The sequence below is a fragment of the Pseudacidovorax sp. DMC4 genome (assembly GCF_056314265.1).
Window position 1 is genome coordinate 205,877 of the sequence record NZ_JBQUYR010000008.1, and the last position, 17,755, is coordinate 223,631.

General features: G+C 70.2%; 15 protein-coding genes. 4 read left to right on the forward strand and 11 right to left on the reverse strand.

Annotated features, from left to right (window positions below; genetic code table 11):
• Positions 1-2 precede the first annotated feature (2 nt).
• The 7 genes from ACT54X_RS16680 to ACT54X_RS16710 all read right to left on the reverse strand — a co-directional run bounded on the left by ACT54X_RS16680 (position 3) and on the right by ACT54X_RS16710 (position 8,190).
• Complete coding sequence (locus ACT54X_RS16680) at positions 3-1,139, reverse strand: acyl-CoA dehydrogenase family protein (protein WP_476347543.1); 1,137 nt, start codon at positions 1,137-1,139, stop codon at positions 3-5.
• A gap of 19 nt (positions 1,140-1,158) precedes the next feature.
• Positions 1,159-1,863 (reverse strand): ABC transporter ATP-binding protein, encoded by a 705-nt coding sequence (locus ACT54X_RS16685; RefSeq protein WP_354320322.1) that lies wholly within the window; start codon positions 1,861-1,863, stop codon positions 1,159-1,161.
• Positions 1,856-2,629 (reverse strand): ABC transporter ATP-binding protein, encoded by a 774-nt coding sequence (locus ACT54X_RS16690; protein ID WP_476347544.1) that lies wholly within the window; start codon positions 2,627-2,629, stop codon positions 1,856-1,858. Before ACT54X_RS16690 ends, ACT54X_RS16685 begins: the two co-directional genes overlap by 8 nt.
• Complete coding sequence (locus ACT54X_RS16695; protein ID WP_476347545.1) at positions 2,626-4,593, reverse strand: ABC transporter permease; 1,968 nt, start codon at positions 4,591-4,593, stop codon at positions 2,626-2,628. Before ACT54X_RS16695 ends, ACT54X_RS16690 begins: the two co-directional genes overlap by 4 nt.
• A 4-nt stretch (positions 4,594-4,597) precedes the next feature.
• The gene (locus ACT54X_RS16700; protein WP_354320319.1) at positions 4,598-5,851 is read right to left on the reverse strand and encodes an ABC transporter substrate-binding protein; all 1,254 of its coding nucleotides are present in this window, start codon (positions 5,849-5,851) and stop codon (positions 4,598-4,600) included.
• An 11-nt stretch (positions 5,852-5,862) separates the two neighbouring features.
• A complete protein-coding gene (locus tag ACT54X_RS16705) occupies positions 5,863-7,113 on the reverse strand; it encodes an ABC transporter substrate-binding protein (RefSeq protein ID WP_476347546.1) in 1,251 nt (416 codons plus the stop codon).
• 174 nt (positions 7,114-7,287) lie between these two features.
• Positions 7,288-8,190: a LysR family transcriptional regulator gene (locus ACT54X_RS16710; RefSeq protein WP_294371246.1), complete on the reverse strand. Its 903-nt coding sequence runs from the start codon at positions 8,188-8,190 to the stop codon at positions 7,288-7,290.
• A gap of 100 nt (positions 8,191-8,290) precedes the next feature.
• On the opposite strand from ACT54X_RS16710, the gene ACT54X_RS16715 reads away from it, so the two are divergent.
• Together ACT54X_RS16715 and ACT54X_RS16720 are read left to right on the forward strand one after the other, a co-directional pair.
• Complete coding sequence (locus tag ACT54X_RS16715; protein ID WP_476347547.1) at positions 8,291-9,385, forward strand: phosphotransferase; 1,095 nt, start codon at positions 8,291-8,293, stop codon at positions 9,383-9,385.
• Between the two features lie 29 nt (positions 9,386-9,414).
• On the forward strand, positions 9,415-10,122 hold the full coding sequence (locus ACT54X_RS16720) for a hypothetical protein (protein WP_294371252.1): 708 nt from the start codon (positions 9,415-9,417) through the stop codon (positions 10,120-10,122).
• Between the two features lie 27 nt (positions 10,123-10,149).
• Here ACT54X_RS16720 and ACT54X_RS16725 read toward each other — a convergent pair whose 3' ends face one another.
• Complete coding sequence (locus ACT54X_RS16725) at positions 10,150-12,243, reverse strand: 3-hydroxyacyl-CoA dehydrogenase NAD-binding domain-containing protein (RefSeq protein ID WP_476347548.1); 2,094 nt, start codon at positions 12,241-12,243, stop codon at positions 10,150-10,152.
• A gap of 200 nt (positions 12,244-12,443) precedes the next feature.
• Between ACT54X_RS16725 and ACT54X_RS16730 the strand changes: the two genes are divergently transcribed.
• Together ACT54X_RS16730 and ACT54X_RS16735 are read left to right on the forward strand one after the other, a co-directional pair.
• The gene (locus ACT54X_RS16730) at positions 12,444-12,902 is read left to right on the forward strand and encodes a MaoC family dehydratase (RefSeq protein WP_294371259.1); all 459 of its coding nucleotides are present in this window, start codon (positions 12,444-12,446) and stop codon (positions 12,900-12,902) included.
• A 52-nt stretch (positions 12,903-12,954) separates the two neighbouring features.
• On the forward strand, positions 12,955-14,196 hold the full coding sequence (locus tag ACT54X_RS16735; protein WP_294371262.1) for an acyl-CoA dehydrogenase family protein: 1,242 nt from the start codon (positions 12,955-12,957) through the stop codon (positions 14,194-14,196).
• A gap of 51 nt (positions 14,197-14,247) precedes the next feature.
• Here the strand turns inward: ACT54X_RS16735 and ACT54X_RS16740 are convergent, their stop codons facing one another.
• From ACT54X_RS16740 to ACT54X_RS16750, 3 genes are all read right to left on the reverse strand, one after another.
• On the reverse strand, positions 14,248-15,927 hold the full coding sequence (locus tag ACT54X_RS16740) for an AMP-binding protein (RefSeq protein ID WP_476347549.1): 1,680 nt from the start codon (positions 15,925-15,927) through the stop codon (positions 14,248-14,250).
• A gap of 210 nt (positions 15,928-16,137) precedes the next feature.
• The gene (locus tag ACT54X_RS16745) at positions 16,138-16,836 is read right to left on the reverse strand and encodes a GntR family transcriptional regulator (RefSeq protein ID WP_476347550.1); all 699 of its coding nucleotides are present in this window, start codon (positions 16,834-16,836) and stop codon (positions 16,138-16,140) included.
• A 60-nt stretch (positions 16,837-16,896) separates the two neighbouring features.
• Positions 16,897-17,742 (reverse strand): enoyl-CoA hydratase-related protein, encoded by an 846-nt coding sequence (locus tag ACT54X_RS16750; protein WP_476347551.1) that lies wholly within the window; start codon positions 17,740-17,742, stop codon positions 16,897-16,899.
• Between the last annotated feature and the right edge of the window lie 13 nt (positions 17,743-17,755).

The following is a 17,755-nucleotide window of genomic DNA, read 5'->3' on the forward strand; positions in this document are numbered from 1 at the left end:
CCTCACTGCGCCATGTAGCGCTCGGCATGCCAGTCGGCATCGCCAAAGCCGAGGCGGATCATCGACAGGCGCTTGAAGTAGTGGCCCACGGCCAGTTCCTCGGTCACCCCCATCGCCCCGTGCATCTGCACCGCCTCCTGCCCGACCAGCCGGGCCGTGCGGTCGATCTCCATCTTGGCGGCCGACAGCGCGCGGCGGCGCGCCGGGGCGTCGGCCTCGCGCAGCATCAGCGCGGCATACAGCGCCATGGAGCGGGCCTCGTCCAGCGCGATGGTCATGTCGACCATGCGGTGCTGCAGCGCCTGGTTGGTTCCGATGGGCCGGCCGAACTGCTGCCGGGTCTTGAGGTAGTCGAGCGTGGTGTCCACCAGCACCGCCATCGCACCGACAGCCTCGGCGGCGAGCGCCGCGATGCCATGGTCGACCACCCGCTCCAGCGCATCGCCCACCTCCGTGCCCTCGGCCGGCACCAGCCGGCGCGATGCGTCCACCGTCACGCCGTCCAGGCGCAGGTCGGCCGCGCGCTGGCCGTCGTGCATGGCATAGGCCATGCGCGACAGGCCCGGCGCATCCGCATCCACCACGAAGGCCTGCAGCCCGGCACGCTCCCCGGGCGCGCCGGCACTGCGGGCGATCACCACCAGGGCATCGGCGCAGTCGCCGCCGTAGACCAGCGTCTTGGTGCCATCCAGGCGCCAGACGCCGCCCTCCTGGCGCGCCGTCGCGGCGATGTGGAAGGGGTCGTAGCGCGAGCCCGGCTCGGCATAGGCCAGGGCCAGGCGCAGCTCGCCCGCCATCATGGGCTGCAGCCACTCCGCCTTCTGCGCCTCGCTGCCGATCAGGCTGAGCAGGCCGCCGCCCAGCACCACGCTGGCCAGGTAGGGCTCCAGCAGCAGGCCGCGGCCCACGCCTTCCATGACGATGCCGGTGTCCACCGCGTCGCCGCCGATGCCGCCGTCGTCCTCGGAGAAGGGAATGGCGAGCCAGCCAAAGTCGGCATAGCGGCGCCAGCAGTCGGCGTCATGGCCCAGTTCGCTGGCGGCCACGCGCCGCCGGTGGCTGAAGTCGTAGGCCTCGCGCACGAAGCGCTCCACGCTCTCGCGCAGCTGTTGTTGTTCGGGGGTGTATTGCAGGTCCATGGTCGGTATCGCTCGGCAGTCACAGCGCCAGGTAGCGCTGCTGGATCTCGGGATGGCGGTCGAAGGCGGCCCAGTCGCCTTCGAAGACGAGGCGGCCCGTGTCGATGACGTAGACGTGGTCGGTGCAGCGGCGGGCGAACCAGATGTTCTGCTCGCACAGCAGCAGGGCCACGCCGTTGTCGGTGCAGCTGCGCACCAGGTCGTGGGCCATCTCTTCCACGATGATGGGCGCCAGGCCCTCGGTAGGTTCGTCCAGCAGCAGCAGGCGCGGATGGGCGGCCATGGCCCGGGCCACCGCGAGCAGCTGCTGCTGGCCGCCACTGAGCTGGCCGCCATGACGCTGCAGCAGGCTGGCCAGCATGGGAAAGCGGCGCACGATCTCCTCCACCGGCACGGCGGGCCGGCCCGGGCCGGCGCCATACCGGGCCATGGCGATGTTCTCGGCCACGGTCAGGTGGGTGAAGATGCGGCGGTCCTCGGGCACGAGGGACAGGCCCAGGCGGGTGCGCCGGTGCGTGGGCAGGGTGGCCAGGTCCTGCCCGTCGAAGCGCACCGTGCCGCGCACGCGCGGGCCGGCGTTCATGACGCTCTTGAGCAGCGTCGACTTGCCGGCGCCGTTGCGGCCCAGCAGCGCCACGCGCTGGCCGGCCGCCACCGACAGCCGCAGGCCGAAGAGGATGTGGCTGTCGCCATAGAAGGCGTCGAGTTCACGCACATCAAGCATGGACCATCTCCTTGCCGAGGTAGACCTCGCGCACGCGCGGGTCGGCGCGCACCGCCTCGACGCTGCCGGTGGACACCACCTCGCCGTAGTTCATCACCATGATCCGGTCGGCCAGGCCGAAGACCACGTCCATGTCGTGTTCGGTCATCACCACCGTGATGCCGCGCTCGCGCTGCATGCGGGCGATGAGCGCGGCCACGTCGGCACGGTCGCTGGGCGACATGCCGGCCGTGGGCTCGTCCAGCATGAGGATGGCGGGACGGCCCGCCAGCGCGATGGCGAACTCCAGCCGCTTCTTGTCGCCATGCGACAGGAAGCGCGCGCCCTGCTGCGCATGCCCTGCGAGGCGCAGATCGGCCAGCAGCGCCATCGCTTCGTCCCGGATGTCGGGCGACGGCGCGCAGCGCCGCCACGAGCCGAGCGGCTCGCCGGTATGGCGGCGGCGCGCCTCGATGGCCACCACCACGTTGTCCAGCACGTTGAAGTCCGCGAACACCCGCGCCACCTGGAAGGTGCGGCCGAAGCCGCGGCGCACCCGCTCGTGCGCCGGCAGCCGCGTGACGTCCTCGCCCTTGAAGCGGATGCTGCCGCCGTTGCAGGCGACCTCGCCGGTCATTACCCGGAACATGGTGGTCTTGCCCGCGCCGTTGGGCCCGATGATGGCGAACACCTGGCCCGGCTCCACCGCCAGGCTGACGCCGCGCAGCACTTCGATGGGGCCGTAGTTCTTACGGACCTGGCTCACTTCCAGCAGTGCGGTGCTCATGGCGTGCCTCCCGCGCGCAGCGGCTGCGCGGTGGCCATGGGCGCCGGTGGCGCATCGGCCGGGGTGGCCGGGCGCGCGCGGCCGCCCCACAGCCGCAGTTCCAGACTGCGCCACAGGCCCACGGCCCCGTTCGGCGCCAGCAGGATGATCGCCAGCAGGCCGCAACCCACGATCAACTCCGACAGCCCGACCAGGGTGCGCGTGGCATAGGCGATGGCGGCGAACAGCCCGGCGCCCACCACCGGGCCCCAGAAGGAGCTCACCCCGCCCAGCAGCGTGTTGAGCATCGGCTGCGCCGAAGCGAGCCAGTGCACCTCTTCCACCGTCACGATGCGCGACCAGGGCGCATACAGGCAGCCGGCCACCGCGGCCACGGCGCCGGAGATGACGAAGGCGGCCAGCCGGTAGCTGGCCACCGGCGTGCCCATGAACGCCGCGCGCTCCGGATCCTGCCGGATGGTCTGCAGCGTGCGGCCGAAGCGGCTGTGCAGCAGCCACCACAGCAGCCCGGTGATCAGCACGCAGGTCGCCAGCAGGAACAGGTAGTAGGCGTTGGAGCTGCCCAGGTCCACGCGCAGCAGCAGCAGGTCGAGCACCGGCCGGGGAATGTCGGTGATGCCGTCCTCCCGCCCCAGGAAGGCACTGAAGCCGATGACCAGGCGAAGCGCCTCGGCCAGGGCCACGGTCAGGACCGCCAGGAACACGCCGCTCATGCGCCGCAGCGCCAGCACGCCGACCAGCCAGGCCGCCGCCGCGCCCAGCAACGCCGCGCCGCCCATCACCAGCAGGAAGGGCACCCCGGCCACATGCCGCAGCGCGAGCGCCGTGAGGTAGGCGCCGATGGCGAAGAAGCCCGCATGGCCGAAGGAGACCAGGCCGGTGTAGCCGAAGAGGATGTTCCACGACAGCGCGAACACCACCTGGATCAGCACCGTGCCCACCACATAGAGCGGGCCGGCGCCCACCCACCAGGGCAGCGTCGCCAGCAGCAGCACCAGCGCCGTGCCCAGCGCCTGCCAGACCGGGCGCGGCACCTGCGGGCGGTGCAGGCTGCCACCGCCGCCGGCCTCGTGGTGGCCAGCGTCCTGGCTGCCCACCGCCGGGAACAGGCCGCTGGGCTTGCACAGCAGGAAGACCGCCAGCACCACGTACACCGCCAGGCCCGGCACCTGCGGCAGCAGCACCGTGTTCAGGCTCTGCACCAGCCCCAGCACCAGCGAGCCGATGAAGGCACCGCGGATGTTGCCCAGCCCGCCGATGATGACGGCGAAGAAGGCATACATGAGGTAGGAGTCGCCCAGGCCGGTCGACAGGCTCTGGTTGGGCAGCAGCAACCCGCCCGCCAGGCCGGCGAGCATGAAGCTGGCCATGACGCTGAGCGCCACCCCGAAGGACACGTTCAGCCCCAGCACGCCCGACATCCACGGATCGGCCGCCAGCGCCTGCATGAGCTTGCCGAACCACATGCGGTGGATGGCGATCTCCAGCAGCACATAGATCACCAGGCCCGCGCCGATCACGAAGATCTGGTAGGCCGAGAAGAACAGCCCGAAGGGGTTGAGCGGCTGGTCCAGCCCCGGCGGCGGGTTGACGGAGAAGAAGTCCACCCCCCACACCAGCTTGGTGACGCCGGTGCACACCATCATGAGCGCGAAGGTGGCGATCAGCACGTAGTGCGGATCGACATGGCGCAGCCGCCGCAGCACCAGCCGGTCGGTGACCAGCCCCAGCACCGCCACCACCACGCCGCCCGCCAGGGCCGCCAGCAGGAACATGCCCAGCGACTGCACGTCGCGGCCCATGACCGAATAGGCCGTGTAGGCGCCGATCATGAAGAAGCCGCCCTGCGCCATGTTGAGCAGCCGCAGCAGCCCGAAGATGAGCGTCAGCCCGGCCGCCACCAGGAAGATCGCCATGCCGAAGGCGGCGGCATTGAAGAAGGCAAAGAGGATCTCGTTGGCCATCGCGTCAGGCCTCGTACTTGCGGCCGGGCGACGGCGGCTCGACGATCTCGGCCTCGTCCAGGCGGATCACCTGCTCCAGGCCATAGCCGGGGGCGGCCTCGCGCGCGCCGATCTTCGCGAAGTAGGCATAGCCGATGCCCTGGTGGTCCTCCTTGCGGATGCGGTAGGGGCCCGCCGCCGTGTCGAAGGCCAGGCCCTCCAGCGCCGGGATCACGGCCTCGGTCTCGGTGCTGCCCGCCTTCTTCACCGCATTGAACAGCGCCAGCGCCGAGCGGTGCGAGGCCTGCACGATGCCCGGCACATGGGGTGTGCCGGTGACCTTGACGATGTACTCGGACAACTGGCGGCTGAGCGGGTACTGGCTCTTGAAGGGCTCCAGCTCGGGCGCCCAGAAGCTCACACCCCAGAGGTTCTGCGGCGTGGAGCGGCCCATGGCCTTGGCGATCATCAGCTCGGTGCCAGCCTCGCCGATCACCTTGAAGCGGCGGTCCATACCGACGGCCCGGCCCTGCTGCAGCAGGCTCACGCAGGGCGCCGCCGTCAGGCCCACGAACAGCCCCTCGGCGCCCGAATTCATCAGGCTGTTGATCTCGACCTTGTAGTCGGCCTTGTTGAGCGAGGCATACACCGGCTCCAGCACCTTGGGCGCCGTGCCGCCGGCCTTGGCGGCCCGCTCCACGCCCAGGCGGAAGTAGCGCGCCATGTCGCGGCCGTTCTCGCTGTCGGGCAGGATCAGCGCCCAGCTGCCCACCTGCGGGAACTTGGTGGCCAGCATGTTGCCGATGCCGCCGAAGAGCATCAGTGCGTTGGACGCCACCCGGAAGAAGTGGCGGCTGAAGTTCTCGTGCGTGACCGACATCACCGTCGGCGCCGGCGCGGCCACCACCGCCTTGAGCTCCGCCAGGATGGGGGCGATGGCCAGCGCCATGGGCGACTGGCCCGCACCCACCGACAGGTTGACACCCTCGCCCGCCAGCTCGCGCACAGCCGCCACAGCACCCGCGCTGGTGAACTTGTCGTCGCGCACGACGATCTCGATCTGGCGACCGAGCAGGCCGCCCTGGTCGTTCCATTGCATCTGGGCGGCGCGGATGCCGGCCAGCCAGTTGGCACCGGCCTCGGCGCCGATGCCGCTCATCGGCAGCATGGCACCGATGCGCACCGGCCCGGGCTGGGCGCGCACCCACGGCGCCGCCGTCGCGGCCAGCACGGCGCCTGCACCGGCGGCCTGGATCAGGGTTCTGCGTTGCAAGGACATGGTGCTGCTCCTCACATCGACAGCGGCTTGCCCGGGCTCGGCGGCTCGGCCACGTCGGCCTCGCGGTACGCGATGGCATCGACGATGCCGTAGCCGGGGTCGGCCTCGCGGGCGCCCACCTGGGCGATGTAGGCCTCGCCCAGCCCTTGGTGGTCTTCCTTGCGGATGTTGTATCGGCCCACCGCGGTGTCGAACTCCAGGCCTTCGAGCGCGGCGATGACGGCGTCGGTGTCGGTGCCGCCGGCCTTCTCGATGCCGTTGAACAGCGCCAGCGCGCAGCGGTGGCTGGACTGCACGATGCTCGGCGGATTGCGGTCGCCGGTGAGCTTGACGTAGTCCTCGTACAGCGCCTTGCTCATCGCATGGCGGCGGCCGGCCTCGGTGCCCGGCACCCAGTAGCTGATGCTCCAGAGGTTGGCCGGCGTGGACTTCTGCATCGCCTTGGCGATCATCAGTTCGGTGCCGGCATCGCCGATCACCTTGAACTTGCGGTCCATGCCCACGGCCCGGCCCTGCTGCAGCAGGCTGATGCAGGGCGCCGCGGTGAGGCCGACGAACAACCCCTGCGAGGGCGCGTTCATCAGGCTGTTGATCTCCACCTTGTAGTCGGCCTTGTTGAGGCTGGCGAAGACGGGGTCGAGCACCTTGACCGTGCGGCCGGCCTTCTGCGCGGCGCGCTGCACACCGACGCTGAAGAAGCGCGCCATGTCGCGGCCGTTCTCGCTGTCGGGCACGATGCAGGACCAGGTCTGCACTTCCTTGAAGCGGTCGGTCAGCATGTTGCCGATGCCGGCGAAGGCGATATAGGCGTTCCAGGACAGGCGGAAGAAGTTGCGCTGGAAGCCCTCGTGCGTGAGCGACATGACGGTGGGGCACGGCGCCACCATCAGCGCCTTGAGCTCGGGCAGGATGGGCGCGGTCGCCAGCGCCATCGGCGACTGCGAGCCGCCGATGAGCAGGTTGACGCCACTGCCTGCCAGCTCGCGCGCGGCGGCCACGGCGCCGGCACTGGTGAACTTGTCGTCGCGCACCACCAGTTCCACCTGCCGCTTGAGCACGCCGCCCTTGGCGTTCCACTGGGCCACGGCCACGCGCGCCCCGGCCAGCCACGCGGCGCCCGCCTCCGCGCCGATGCCGCTCATCGGCAGCATCAGCCCGATGCGAACGGGGCCACCCTGGGCCCGCGCGGGACGCGCGCCGACGCTGCCGAGGACGGCAGCCGCCGCAGTCGCCTGAAGGAAATGGCGTCGATCGGTCTTCATCGCATGTCTCCAGTTCCGCCTTGGGTAGGCGTATTTGTTATAACAGATTTGCGATGGTGTTCGTGCAGGCGAGCGCTGTCACCGGCATTAACCCCTAAGGGTCGCCGGCAGCAGGCGAAGCGAAGCCGCGGCGCCTGGCCGCGGTGATGGGAGTGCGAGGAGGCGAAGACGCCCTCAGCGGGCGTAGCAGCGCAGCATCACCGAGCGCAGCCAGCGGTTGCCGGCGTCGTTGTCGGCGCTGGCATGCCAGTACAGGTAGGCGTCCATGGAGGACAGCGGCGCCGGCATGGGCAGCACCTGGTTGCCGAAGGTTTTGTTGACCATGTGGGCGTAGCTCTCGGGCATGGTGAGCACCAGGTCGGTCTGCGACACGGTGCGGCAGGCCGCGAAGTAATACTGGCAGCGCAGCGCCACCTGCCGCTGCATGCCCAGGCGGCGCAGCTCGATGTCCTCGAAGCCGGGGCCCTGCCGCCGCGTGGTGACCAGCACGTGCCGCTGCGCCAGGTAGGTGTCGATGTCCACGCTGCCCTGGATGGCCGGATGGCCCTGCCGCGCCACCACCGCCGCACCGTCGACCGTGATGCGGGTGAACTTGACGGCATCCGACAGCGGCAGCAACACGTCGACGGCGAGGTCGAGCGTGCCGGCTGCCAGCTCGCCCTCGAGGGTGCGACGGCTCGCGCGCACGCTGGCCACCTCCACGCCCGGCGCCTCGCGCTCCAGCGTGCGCATCAGCGGCGGCATCACGGTCGACTCCATGAAGTCGCGCAGCCCGATCACGAAGCGCTTGGTGCTGGTGGTGGGGTCGAAGCTCTGGGTGTCGTTGAGCAGCGAGCCTAACGACTGCAGCGAGCCGCGCAGCGGATCGATGATGCGCTTGGTCAGCGCGGTGGGCACCATGCGGTGGCCCTGGCGCTCGAAGAGGGGATCGTTGAACAGGTCGCGCAGCCGCGCCAGGGCATGGCTGATCGCCGGCTGGGTCAGATGCAGCTTGTCGGCGGCCTTGGTGATGCCGCCCTCCGTGTAGATCGTGTCCAGCACGACCAGCAGGTTGAGATCGACCCTCGAAATATGCATGGACTGTATCGGCGGGCATGCCGCGCTTTCATTGGGCAGCGCGGGCCGGGGCGCTTAGCCTTGGCGGCCCCCGATGATGCCCGCAAGCGGGGCGCCCTGCATGCCTTCCGGAGACAGCCCCTTGCCCCAGACCGACACCTCTGCCGACACCACCGCGGTGCGACCCGGCCACCGCCTGGACGAGCAGGCCCTGCGCGAATGGTGGATCGACCACGTCGACGGCAGCGCCCGGCAGCGCTTCGGCCTGGCGCAGTTCAAGGGCGGCCAGTCCAACCCCACCTTCCTGGTCGAGACACCCGACGGCCGCTATGTGCTGCGGCGCAAGCCCGCCGGCACGCTGCTGCCCTCGGCCCATGCCGTGGACCGCGAGTTCCGCGTCATGCGGGCACTGGCCGACAGCGCGGTGCCCGTGCCCCGTGTCCACGCGCTGTGCACCGACGCCGCGGTGATCGGCACCATGTTCTATGTCATGGACTGCGTGCCCGGCCGCATCCTCTGGGATCCGCACCTGCCGGGCATGGCCGAGAGCGAACGCGCCGCGATCTACGACGACATGAACCGCACCATCGCGGCACTGCACGAGGTGGATGTGGCCGCGGTCGGTCTGGCCGACTACGGACGCACGGGTGGCTACATCGCCCGGCAGATCGACCGCTGGAGCCGCCAGTACCGCGCCAGCGAGACGGAGCCCATCGAGGCGATGGAGCAGCTGATCGACTGGCTGCCCCGGCATCAACCCGCCGACACCGGCACGCGGCTGGTGCATGGCGACTTCCGGCTGGACAACCTGGTCTTCGCGCAGGACGCGCCGCGCGTTGTGGCGGTGCTGGACTGGGAGCTGTCGACGCTGGGCGATCCCATGGTCGACTTCGCCTACCACTGCATGGCCTGGCGCTTGCCGCCGCAGGTGCGCGGGCTGGGCGACCTGGACGCGGCGCAGCTGCAGGCGGCGGGCATCCCGACGGTGACCGCCTACCTCGCGCGCTACCTGCAACGCCGCGCCCTCCCGCCGGTCGAGCCCCAGACCTGGCGCTTCTACGAGGCCTTCAACCTGTTTCGCGCCGCCGCCATCGCCCAGGGCATCATGGGCCGCGCCCTGGCAGGCAATGCGGCCAGCGGCGAAGCCCTGCAGGCCGGTCGCCAGGCCCGGCAGCTCGCCGAGCTCGGCTGGCGCTGCGTGGGCCGCGACGCGTGAGAAGGTGTGAACGGACCGGCCCACCGCGCATGGATGTGGTCCGCCCTGCTCCCCGGCTGCGCTTCGCGCGCCTGCGCATGTCCGACGCGGCCCTGGCCCGCGCGCTCTTCGCCGACCTGCTGGGCTGGTCAATGTCCGAGGCCCGGGGCCGGCGGCTCTTCCGCGGCCCCGGCCTGGACGTGGAGGTGACGACGGCGGCGGCGGCCGACGGTCCGGCCGGCCCCGACTTGCTCGGCTGGCAGGTGCCCGACCTGCTGGACTGGCAGCGGCACTGCCACCGCCAGGGCCTCAGCGTGACGGACGAAGGCCTGCTCGGTCCCGACAGCGCGCTTCAGCTGGCCGCCGAGGACACCGGCGGCTGTGTGCTGGAGTTCAGCGAGCGGCACGACGCCCACGGCATCGCGACACCCGCCGCGGTGGGGGTACCGGCCCGCGCCCGTGCCAGGCCGCTGGCCGCCATCGACCTGCGCGTGCGCGCGCCGGAACGGGTGGCCGCCCACTGGAGCCGTCTGCTCGCCCTGCCGGCCGTGCGCCAGGAGGGCCTGCCCGCCGTGGCGACCGCCTGCGGCGCGCTGCGCTTCATGCCCGCGGCCGAGCATGCCGACGCCGGCATCGACGGGCTGTGGATGCGGCCCGAGGAAGCCGGCGCCCTGCAGACGTGGACCCACCAGCTGGGGCTCCAGCCGCCGCCGGCCGGCCCCTGGCGGATCGGCGGCCTGACGCTGCGGTGCACTTGAGGGCGGCACGCCGGCCGGGCGCACGCCTCAGGCGAAGGTGCGCCCCTCGCTCACCAGCTTCCGGATCAGGCCCGCCGGCTCCCAGAACTTCGCGTCATCGTTGGGGTTGCGCCCGAAGCGCTGCATCGCCTGCACCACGTTGAACAGGCCCTGCTGGCTGGCGTAGTGCATCGGGCCGCCGCGGAAGATCGGGAAGCCGTAGCCCGTGATGTAGACCATGTCGATGTCGCTGGCTTTGCTGGCAATGCCGTCTTCCAGGATGTGCGCACCCTCGTTGACCAGCGAATACACCAGGCGCTGCACGATCTCCTCGTCGCTGATCTTGCGCGGCGTGATGCCCAGTTGCTTGCGGTGCTCGGCAATCATGTCCTCCACCAGCTTGGATGGAATCGCGTCGCGCTTGCCGGCCTGGTAGTCGTACCAGCCCGCGCCCGTCTTCTGGCCGAAGCGGCCCAGCTCGCACAGCTTGTCGGCCGTGCGGCTGTACTTCATGTCGGGCTGCTCCACCGAGCGGCGCTTGCGGATGGCCCAGCCGATGTCGTTGCCCGCCAGGTCGCCCATGCGGAACGGGCCCATCGCGAAGCCGAACTTCTCGATGGCCTTGTCCACCTGCGCCGGCGTCGCGCCTTCGTCCAGCAGGAAGCCCGCCTGGCGGCTGTACTGCTCGATCATGCGGTTGCCGATGAAGCCGTCGCACACGCCCGAGACCACGGCCGTCTTCTTGATCTTCTTGGCCAGGCTCATCACCGTGGCCAGCACGTCCTTGCCCGTCCTGGCGCCGCGCACCACTTCCAGCAGCTTCATCACGTTGGCCGGGCTGAAGAAGTGCATGCCGATGACGTCCTGCGGACGCTTCGTGAAGGCCGCGATCTTGTCGACGTCGAGCGTGGAGGTGTTGGAGGCCAGGATGGCGCCAGGCTTGGCCACGGCATCGAGCTGGTTGAACACCTTTTCCTTGACGCCCAGTTCCTCGAACACGGCCTCGATGATCAGGTCGCAGTCCTTCAGGTCGTCGTAGCTCAGCGTGGTCTTGAGCAGCGCCATGCGCTCCTCGTACTTCTCGGGCTTGAGCTTGCCCTTCTTGACCTGGGCCTCGTAGTTCTTTCGGATGGTGGCCACGCCGCGGTCCAGCGCTTCCTGCTTCATCTCCAGGATGGTCACCGGAATGCCGGCGTTCAGGAAGTTCATGCTGATGCCACCGCCCATGGTGCCGGCGCCGATCACGCCCACCGTCTTGATGGTGCGCTGGGGCGTGTCGTCGGACACGTCGGCGATCTTGGCCGCGGCACGTTCACCGAAGAAGATGTTGCGCAGCGCCGCCGATTCGGACGTCCAGACCAGCTCGGTCACACCGCGGCGCTCGAAAGCCAGGGCTTCGTCGAAGGGCAGGCGCACCGACTGGGCCACGCAATCCAGGCACAGCAGCGGCGCCGGAAAGTGGCGCGAGGCCGCGGCCACCTGGGTGCGTGCGAACTGCAGATAGGCCTCGGGCGCCGGATGCACCACCTGCAGCTCGCGCACGCGCGGCAGCGGGCGCACCGCGGCGTGCTGCCGCGCGAAGGCCACCGCAGCGCCGACCACGTCGTCGTCCACCAGTTCGTCGATCAGGCGCTGTCCCGGCAGCCGGGCCAGGTCCTCGCTCATCACCGTCTCGCCGGTCACGATCATGTTCAGGGCCGGCTCCAGCCCGATGAGCCGCGGCAGGCGCTGCGTGCCACTTGCACCGGGCAGGATGCCGATGCGCACCTCGGGCAGCGAGACCTGCGTGCCGCGCTGCATCAGGCGGTAGTGGCAGCCCATCGCCAGTTCCAGCCCGCCGCCCATGGCCACGCGGTGCACGGCGGCCACGATGGGCTTGTCGCTGCGCTCGATGAGGTCGATGACGTCGACCAGGTCGGGCGCCGTGGTCGCCTCCGGCCGATTGAACTCGCGGATGTCCGCCCCGCCGCAGAAGGCGCGGCCGCGGCCGGTGAGCACCATGGCCTGTACCTGCGGATCGCTGCCGGCGCGTGCGACCGATTCGGCGATGAAGCGACGGTTGGCCAGGCCCAGGCTGTTGACGGGCGGCGTGTCCATGGTGATGACGGCGATGCCGTCCTGAATCGCGTAGCTGCCGCTCATGCGTGCTCTCCTCGTCGGGTCATGGAGTGGGGGGAATGCGGCGGCCCGGAAGGCCGGCGGTCCGATGTTCAGTCGCCCGCGCGACGCCACGCATCAGCACTTTGAATCGCTCCGATGAAAACACTGCATGCCCCGGCGACTCACGGCGCGCGGCATGGCGGCACCATCGGGGCACCAGTTTTTGCCCTCGCAATGACAGCATGACCACCCTCACCCGCGCCAACCTCCACGACTTCGTCGGCCAGTCCATCGGCACCTCGTCATGGGTCGATGTGCCCCAGTCGCGCATCGACGCGTTCGCCGATTGCACCGGCGACCGGCAATGGATCCACATCGACGTGGAACGCGCCACGCGCGAAAGCCCCTTCGGCGCGCCCATCGCCCACGGCTTCCTGACCCTGTCGCTGCTGCCCATCACCAGCTATGAATTGCTGGAAGGGCTGGCGCCGACCAAGTCCGTCAACTATGGGCTGGACAAGCTGCGCTTCATGTCGCCCGTCAAGGCCGGTGCACGGGTGCGCAACCACATGCGACTGCTGGCCGCCGAGGCGCGCGACGACGGCTGGACGCTGCTGCGGTGCGAGAACACCATGGAGATCGAGGACCAGGACAAGCCGGCGCTGGTGGCGGTGAGCCTGGGTCTGTTCTCCTGGGACTGACGCGCGCGCCCGCGTCCTCCCGCTTCCATCCGATCCAACCGAGACACACCACATGGACTTCGAACACAGCCCCAAGGTGCAGGACCTGCGCCGCCGCCTGCTCGCCTTCATGGACGAGCACATCTATCCCAACGAGAAGCGCCATGCGCAGGAAGCGCATGCGTCGTATCTGAACGCCGAGCGCACCGGCGGTCCCTATACCGGCCTGCCGCTCATGGAAGAGCTCAAGCGCAAGGCCCACGCCGCGGGCCTGTGGAACCTCTTCCTGCCCGAGGACGAGCACGGCGCGGGCCTGACCAACCTGGAATACGCACCGCTGTGCGAGATCATGGGCCGTCGCTACTGGAGCGCCGAGGCCTTCAACTGCAGTGCGCCCGACACCGGCAACACCGAGGTGATCGCGCGCTACGGCAACGAGGAGCAGAAGGCCCGCTGGCTGCAGCCGCTGCTCGACGGCGAGATCCGCTCCTCCTTCGCCATGACCGAGCCTGCCGTGGCCTCGTCGGACGCCACCAACATCGCCACGCGCATCCGCCGCGACGGCGACGACTACGTGATCAACGGCCGCAAGTGGTACATCACCGGTGCCATGAACGAGCGCTGCAAGCTGTTCATCCTGATGGGCAAGACCGACCCCGACAACCCGGACCGGCATCGCCAGCAGTCGATGATCATCGTGCCGCGCGACACGCCCGGCATCACCGTGGTGCGCGACATGGCGCTGGTGAACCACTACGACGCGCCCTTCGGCCATCCGGAGGTGATCTTCGACAACGTGCGGGTGCCGGCCTCCAACCTGCTGCTGGGCGAGGGCCGCGGCTTCGAGATCGCCCAGGGCCGCCTCGGGCCGGGCCGCATCCATCACTGCATGCGCATGATCGGCATGGCCGAATCGGCGCTGGAGATGATGTGCGAGCGCGCCGTCTCGCGCGTGGCCTTCGGCAAGCCGCTGTCCGACCAGGGCGTCTGGCGCGAGCGCATCGCCCGGGGCCGCATGCTGATCGACCAGACGCGCTGGATGGTGCTGCACGCCGCCTGGCGCATGGACACCGTGGGCAACAAGGTGGCGGCCAAGGAGATCGCCATGATCAAGGTGATCGCGCCCAACAACTGCATCCAGGTCATCGACGACGCCATGCAGGCCTTCGGCGCCATGGGGCTGAGCCAGGACACGTTGCTGGTGAACTTCTGGGCCTATGCGCGCCACCTGCGCGTGGCCGACGGCCCGGACGAGGTGCACACCAACGCCGTCGCCAAGCAGGAGCTGGGGCCCTACCGCGCCAAGGTCGCCTGAGCGCGGGCGCCGCGGGGCCTGCGCCCTGCGACGCCGGCCCGCGGCGGCGATTCAGGCGCCGCTGGCGCGGGGCGCGGCAAAGCCGGGCTCGCGCAGCATGCGCCGCAGCAGCTTGCCGTTGTCGGCCGCGGGCAGGCCGTCGCGAAAGACGATGGTGCGCGGGACCTTGTAGTGCGACATGTGGGCCTGGCACCACTCGATGAGCACCTGGTCCGTGCGGTCGCGCCGGCGCCCGAAGCCGTCCACCCGGATCTGCCGCGCCGCCGGGTCCTTGAGCACCACGTAGGCCTGCAGCGCCTCGCCGCGGTCCGGGTCGGGCAGGCCGACCACCGCGGCCTGCCGCACGTCGGGATGCGTCGCCAGGATGGCCTCCACCTCTTCGGGGAAGACGCTGTAGCTCCAGACCTTGATCATCTCCTTGCGCCGTCCCACGAAGGTGAGGTAGCCCTCCTCGTCGAGCCGGCCGATGTCGCCCGTGCGCACCCAGCCGTCGCGCACCATGGCCGCCGTGGCCTCGGGCCGCATCCAGTAGCCCCTGAAGGGCTGGGGGCCGCGCAGCAGGATCTCGCCAACGGCGCCGCAGGGCCGGGGCTGACCGGTGTCGGGGTCGACGATGCGCACCTCGGTGCCGGGCACCGGCCTTCCATTGGTGCCCCAGCGCACGGCGTCGGCAGGCATCATCACGTCGGAGCTGTGGGTCTCGCTCAGGCCGTAGCCTGCCTCGAACACCTGGGCGCCGCCGGTGAAGCGGTGCCAGCGGTCGGCGAGCGCACGGGTCAGGATGGTGCCGAAGCTGGTGCTGGCCGTGCCGCGCAAGGACGACAGGTCGTAGGTGGGGGCATCTTCCGCGCCCATCACCAGCTCCAGCGAAGGCGCCATGGTGTACCACCATGTCACGCGGCAGGCCTCGATGGCCTGCAGCACGGCCGTGGCATCGAAGCGGGCCAGCAGCACCACCGTGGCGCCCATGTAGAGCACGACGTCCAGTCCCGCCACCAGGCCCGAGATGTGGTGCAGCGGCACGTCGGCCAGCAGCACGTCGTCGGCCGTCAGCCCCCAGCAGCTTGACGTGGCGGCCGACTTGTAGAGCGCGACGTCATGGCCCAGCATGGCCGCCTTGGGCAGGCCCGTCGTGCCCGAGGTGCAGGCCATGAGCGCCACCTCGTCCATGGCCAGGTCGGCCAGGGGCTCGAAGGGCGGCATGGCCTCGAGCTCGTCCATGAGATCGACCACGCCGTCGGGCCAGGGCTTGGCGGGCTCGCCCGGCAGGCGGATGCAGGCGGGCACGTCCATGGCCAGCATGCCAGGCAGCATGTCGCCTGCCCGCACCCCGTACACGGTGCAATCGCGCCCGCCCGGCCGGGACTCATGGACCGTGGGCAGGTCCTCCTCGCCGGCGACCACGGCCCGCACGTCGAGCTCGGCGAACTGGTGCGCAAGCTCGTACCGCCGGGCGTGCGGGCTGCAGGCGCTGACCACCACCCCCAGCTTCTGCGCGCCCAGGTGCGCGATCACGAACTGGGGGCAGTTGTGCAGCACCAGCACCACCACGTCGCCCTGCGCCAGTCCGCGCTGTCGCAGGCTCTGGGCGAAGCGGTCGCTCAGGTCGTCGAGTTCGGCGTAGCTGATGCGCCGCCCATACCAGACGATGGCGGTCTTGTCGGGCGTGGCGCGCGCATGCAGGCGCAGGTAGTCATGCAGCGGTCGCTCGCCGTGGCGAAAGTCGATCATCCTGGCTTGTCTCCGGATCATTCGATGCGACCGGATACCGCGGGGCGGTTCCGGCTTCTTCCCGGATGATGACCCGCGCAGAGCGCCACCGCAAGGCGCGCCGGATGAATGTTGGGCATGGGCAAGCATGCCGGGGCTGCATGGCGCGGCGCAGCAAACCACGGCCCGCTGTCCGCAGCCCCCGGCTGCCTCGCGCGGCGCGTGGGTGGATCAGGCGCCGGCCGCGGCCGTGGCGCCCGCCGTGGCGGACTGCTGCTCGAGCAGGTAGGCCAGGATGGGCGCCATCGTGCGTTCGATCTCTTCCTCGATGCCGGCACGCGCGGTGTCCGCATCCGCCTTGCGCAGGCCGCGCAGTACGCGCTGGTGCGGGTGCTGGCGCCGCGGCTCTGCCATGGGCCGCGTCTGCAGTGCCCGCATCAGCGGCCCGCATTGCAGCCACAGGCCTTCGATCATGCGCAGCAGCACGGGCTTGCCCGCCAGCGCATACACCGCCAGGTGGAAGCGCTCGGAGGCGAGCAGCTCACCGGCAAAGTCCGCCGCCTCATGATGGGCGGCCATGTCGCGGTGCAGTTGCTCCAGGCGCGCAATGTCCTCCGGGCCGGCCAGGGCCGCCGCATGCGCGGCCGCACGCCCTTCGAGCATCAGCCGCAGTTCGCAGACCTCGGCGAAGCGCGCTGCCGACATCACGGGCACACGCACCGAATGGTGGCCGACCTGCTCCAGCGCCTGTTCGGAGATGAGCCTGGCAAAGGCCTCGCGCACCGGTGTCGGGCTGATGCCCATCTCGGCCGCGAGGTCGCGCAGCTTGAGCTTCTCGCCCGGGGCGAAGCGCCCCGCCTTCAGGTCGCGGCACAGGCGGCCATAAGCCAGGCCGTTGAGGCTCTCACGGGTCAGGGGCGCGTCGTCCATGGCTGCAGCGGCGGGGCCGAAAGTCATTTGCAATAAGTTATATCGTACAAGCCGCTGACCTTAGCGGCCGGTGAAGCGCGGCGGGCGCTTTTCCAGGAAATGCGCGACACCCTCCTGGAAGTCCTCGCTGCCGAATGAGGCCACCATGTCGGCGTCGGCCCGCCGCCAGGCGGCATCCAGATCCTGGAACAGCCCGTCGTACACCTGCCGCTTGATCACGCCGATGGAGCGCGGCGACGCCAGCCGCGTCCATTCCCGGGCCTGGGCCTGCACGCTGGCCAGGAAGCCTTCGGCCGGTCGCGCGCGTACCAGCCCGAATCGCTCGGCCTCGTCCGTCAGGAGGGTGCGCGCCGACATCAACAGGTCGAGGGCATTCGTCAGGCCGACGATCCGCGGCAGCATCCATGAGGCGCCATGCTCCGCGATCAGGCCGCGCTTGGCGAAGGCGGTGGTGAGCTTCTGGCCCTCGGCCATGTAGCGGAAGTCGCAGAACAGCGCCATGCACAGTCCGATGCCCGCCATCGGCCCGTTGATGGCGGCAAAGATGGGCTTGGGCACCTTCAGCAGGTAGCTGAAGCGCCAGGCGTAGTTGCGATCCAGCCCATCGGGCGCGGCCGTCGGGCTGGCGGCGCCGGGCGCGGCGGCGGTCGCATCGCCGCTTGAGGTACCGCGGGTACCCGCCTCCAGAATGTCCATGTCGGCCCCGGCGCAGAAGCCCCGGCCGGCGCCGGTGACCACGATGGCCCGCACGGCCGTGTCGGCCTCGGCGGCTTCGATGGCGCGGCGGAACTCGGCCTCCATGGCCTCGGTCCAGGCGTTGAGCCGCTCGGGCCGGTTGAGCGTCAGGGTCATGACGCCGTGGTCCACCGCGGTGGCGATCTGCTGGAAGTCGTCGTACGAAGGCATGCTTGGCTCCGAT

Bases quoted from the DNA above. Each gene is read 5' to 3' on its own strand.
- ACT54X_RS16705 (WP_476347546.1), bottom strand. From the start codon at position 7,113: ATGAAGACCGATCGACGCCATTTCCTTCAGGCGACTGCGGCGGCTGCC.
- ACT54X_RS16740 (WP_476347549.1), bottom strand. From the start codon at position 15,927: ATGATCGACTTTCGCCACGGCGAGCGACCGCTGCATGACTACCTGCGC.
- ACT54X_RS16695 (WP_476347545.1), bottom strand. From the start codon at position 4,593: ATGGCCAACGAGATCCTCTTTGCCTTCTTCAATGCCGCCGCCTTCGGC.
- ACT54X_RS16710 (WP_294371246.1), bottom strand. From the start codon at position 8,190: ATGCATATTTCGAGGGTCGATCTCAACCTGCTGGTCGTGCTGGACACG.
- ACT54X_RS16750 (WP_476347551.1), bottom strand. From the start codon at position 17,742: ATGCCTTCGTACGACGACTTCCAGCAGATCGCCACCGCGGTGGACCAC.
- ACT54X_RS16735 (WP_294371262.1), top strand. From the start codon at position 12,955: ATGGACTTCGAACACAGCCCCAAGGTGCAGGACCTGCGCCGCCGCCTG.
- ACT54X_RS16680 (WP_476347543.1), bottom strand. From the start codon at position 1,139: ATGGACCTGCAATACACCCCCGAACAACAACAGCTGCGCGAGAGCGTG.
- ACT54X_RS16725 (WP_476347548.1), bottom strand. From the start codon at position 12,243: ATGAGCGGCAGCTACGCGATTCAGGACGGCATCGCCGTCATCACCATG.
- ACT54X_RS16685 (WP_354320322.1), bottom strand. From the start codon at position 1,863: ATGCTTGATGTGCGTGAACTCGACGCCTTCTATGGCGACAGCCACATC.
- ACT54X_RS16690 (WP_476347544.1), bottom strand. From the start codon at position 2,629: ATGAGCACCGCACTGCTGGAAGTGAGCCAGGTCCGTAAGAACTACGGC.
- ACT54X_RS16745 (WP_476347550.1), bottom strand. From the start codon at position 16,836: ATGGACGACGCGCCCCTGACCCGTGAGAGCCTCAACGGCCTGGCTTAT.
- ACT54X_RS16715 (WP_476347547.1), top strand. From the start codon at position 8,291: ATGCCTTCCGGAGACAGCCCCTTGCCCCAGACCGACACCTCTGCCGAC.
- ACT54X_RS16730 (WP_294371259.1), top strand. From the start codon at position 12,444: ATGACCACCCTCACCCGCGCCAACCTCCACGACTTCGTCGGCCAGTCC.
- ACT54X_RS16720 (WP_294371252.1), top strand. From the start codon at position 9,415: ATGGATGTGGTCCGCCCTGCTCCCCGGCTGCGCTTCGCGCGCCTGCGC.
- ACT54X_RS16700 (WP_354320319.1), bottom strand. From the start codon at position 5,851: ATGTCCTTGCAACGCAGAACCCTGATCCAGGCCGCCGGTGCAGGCGCC.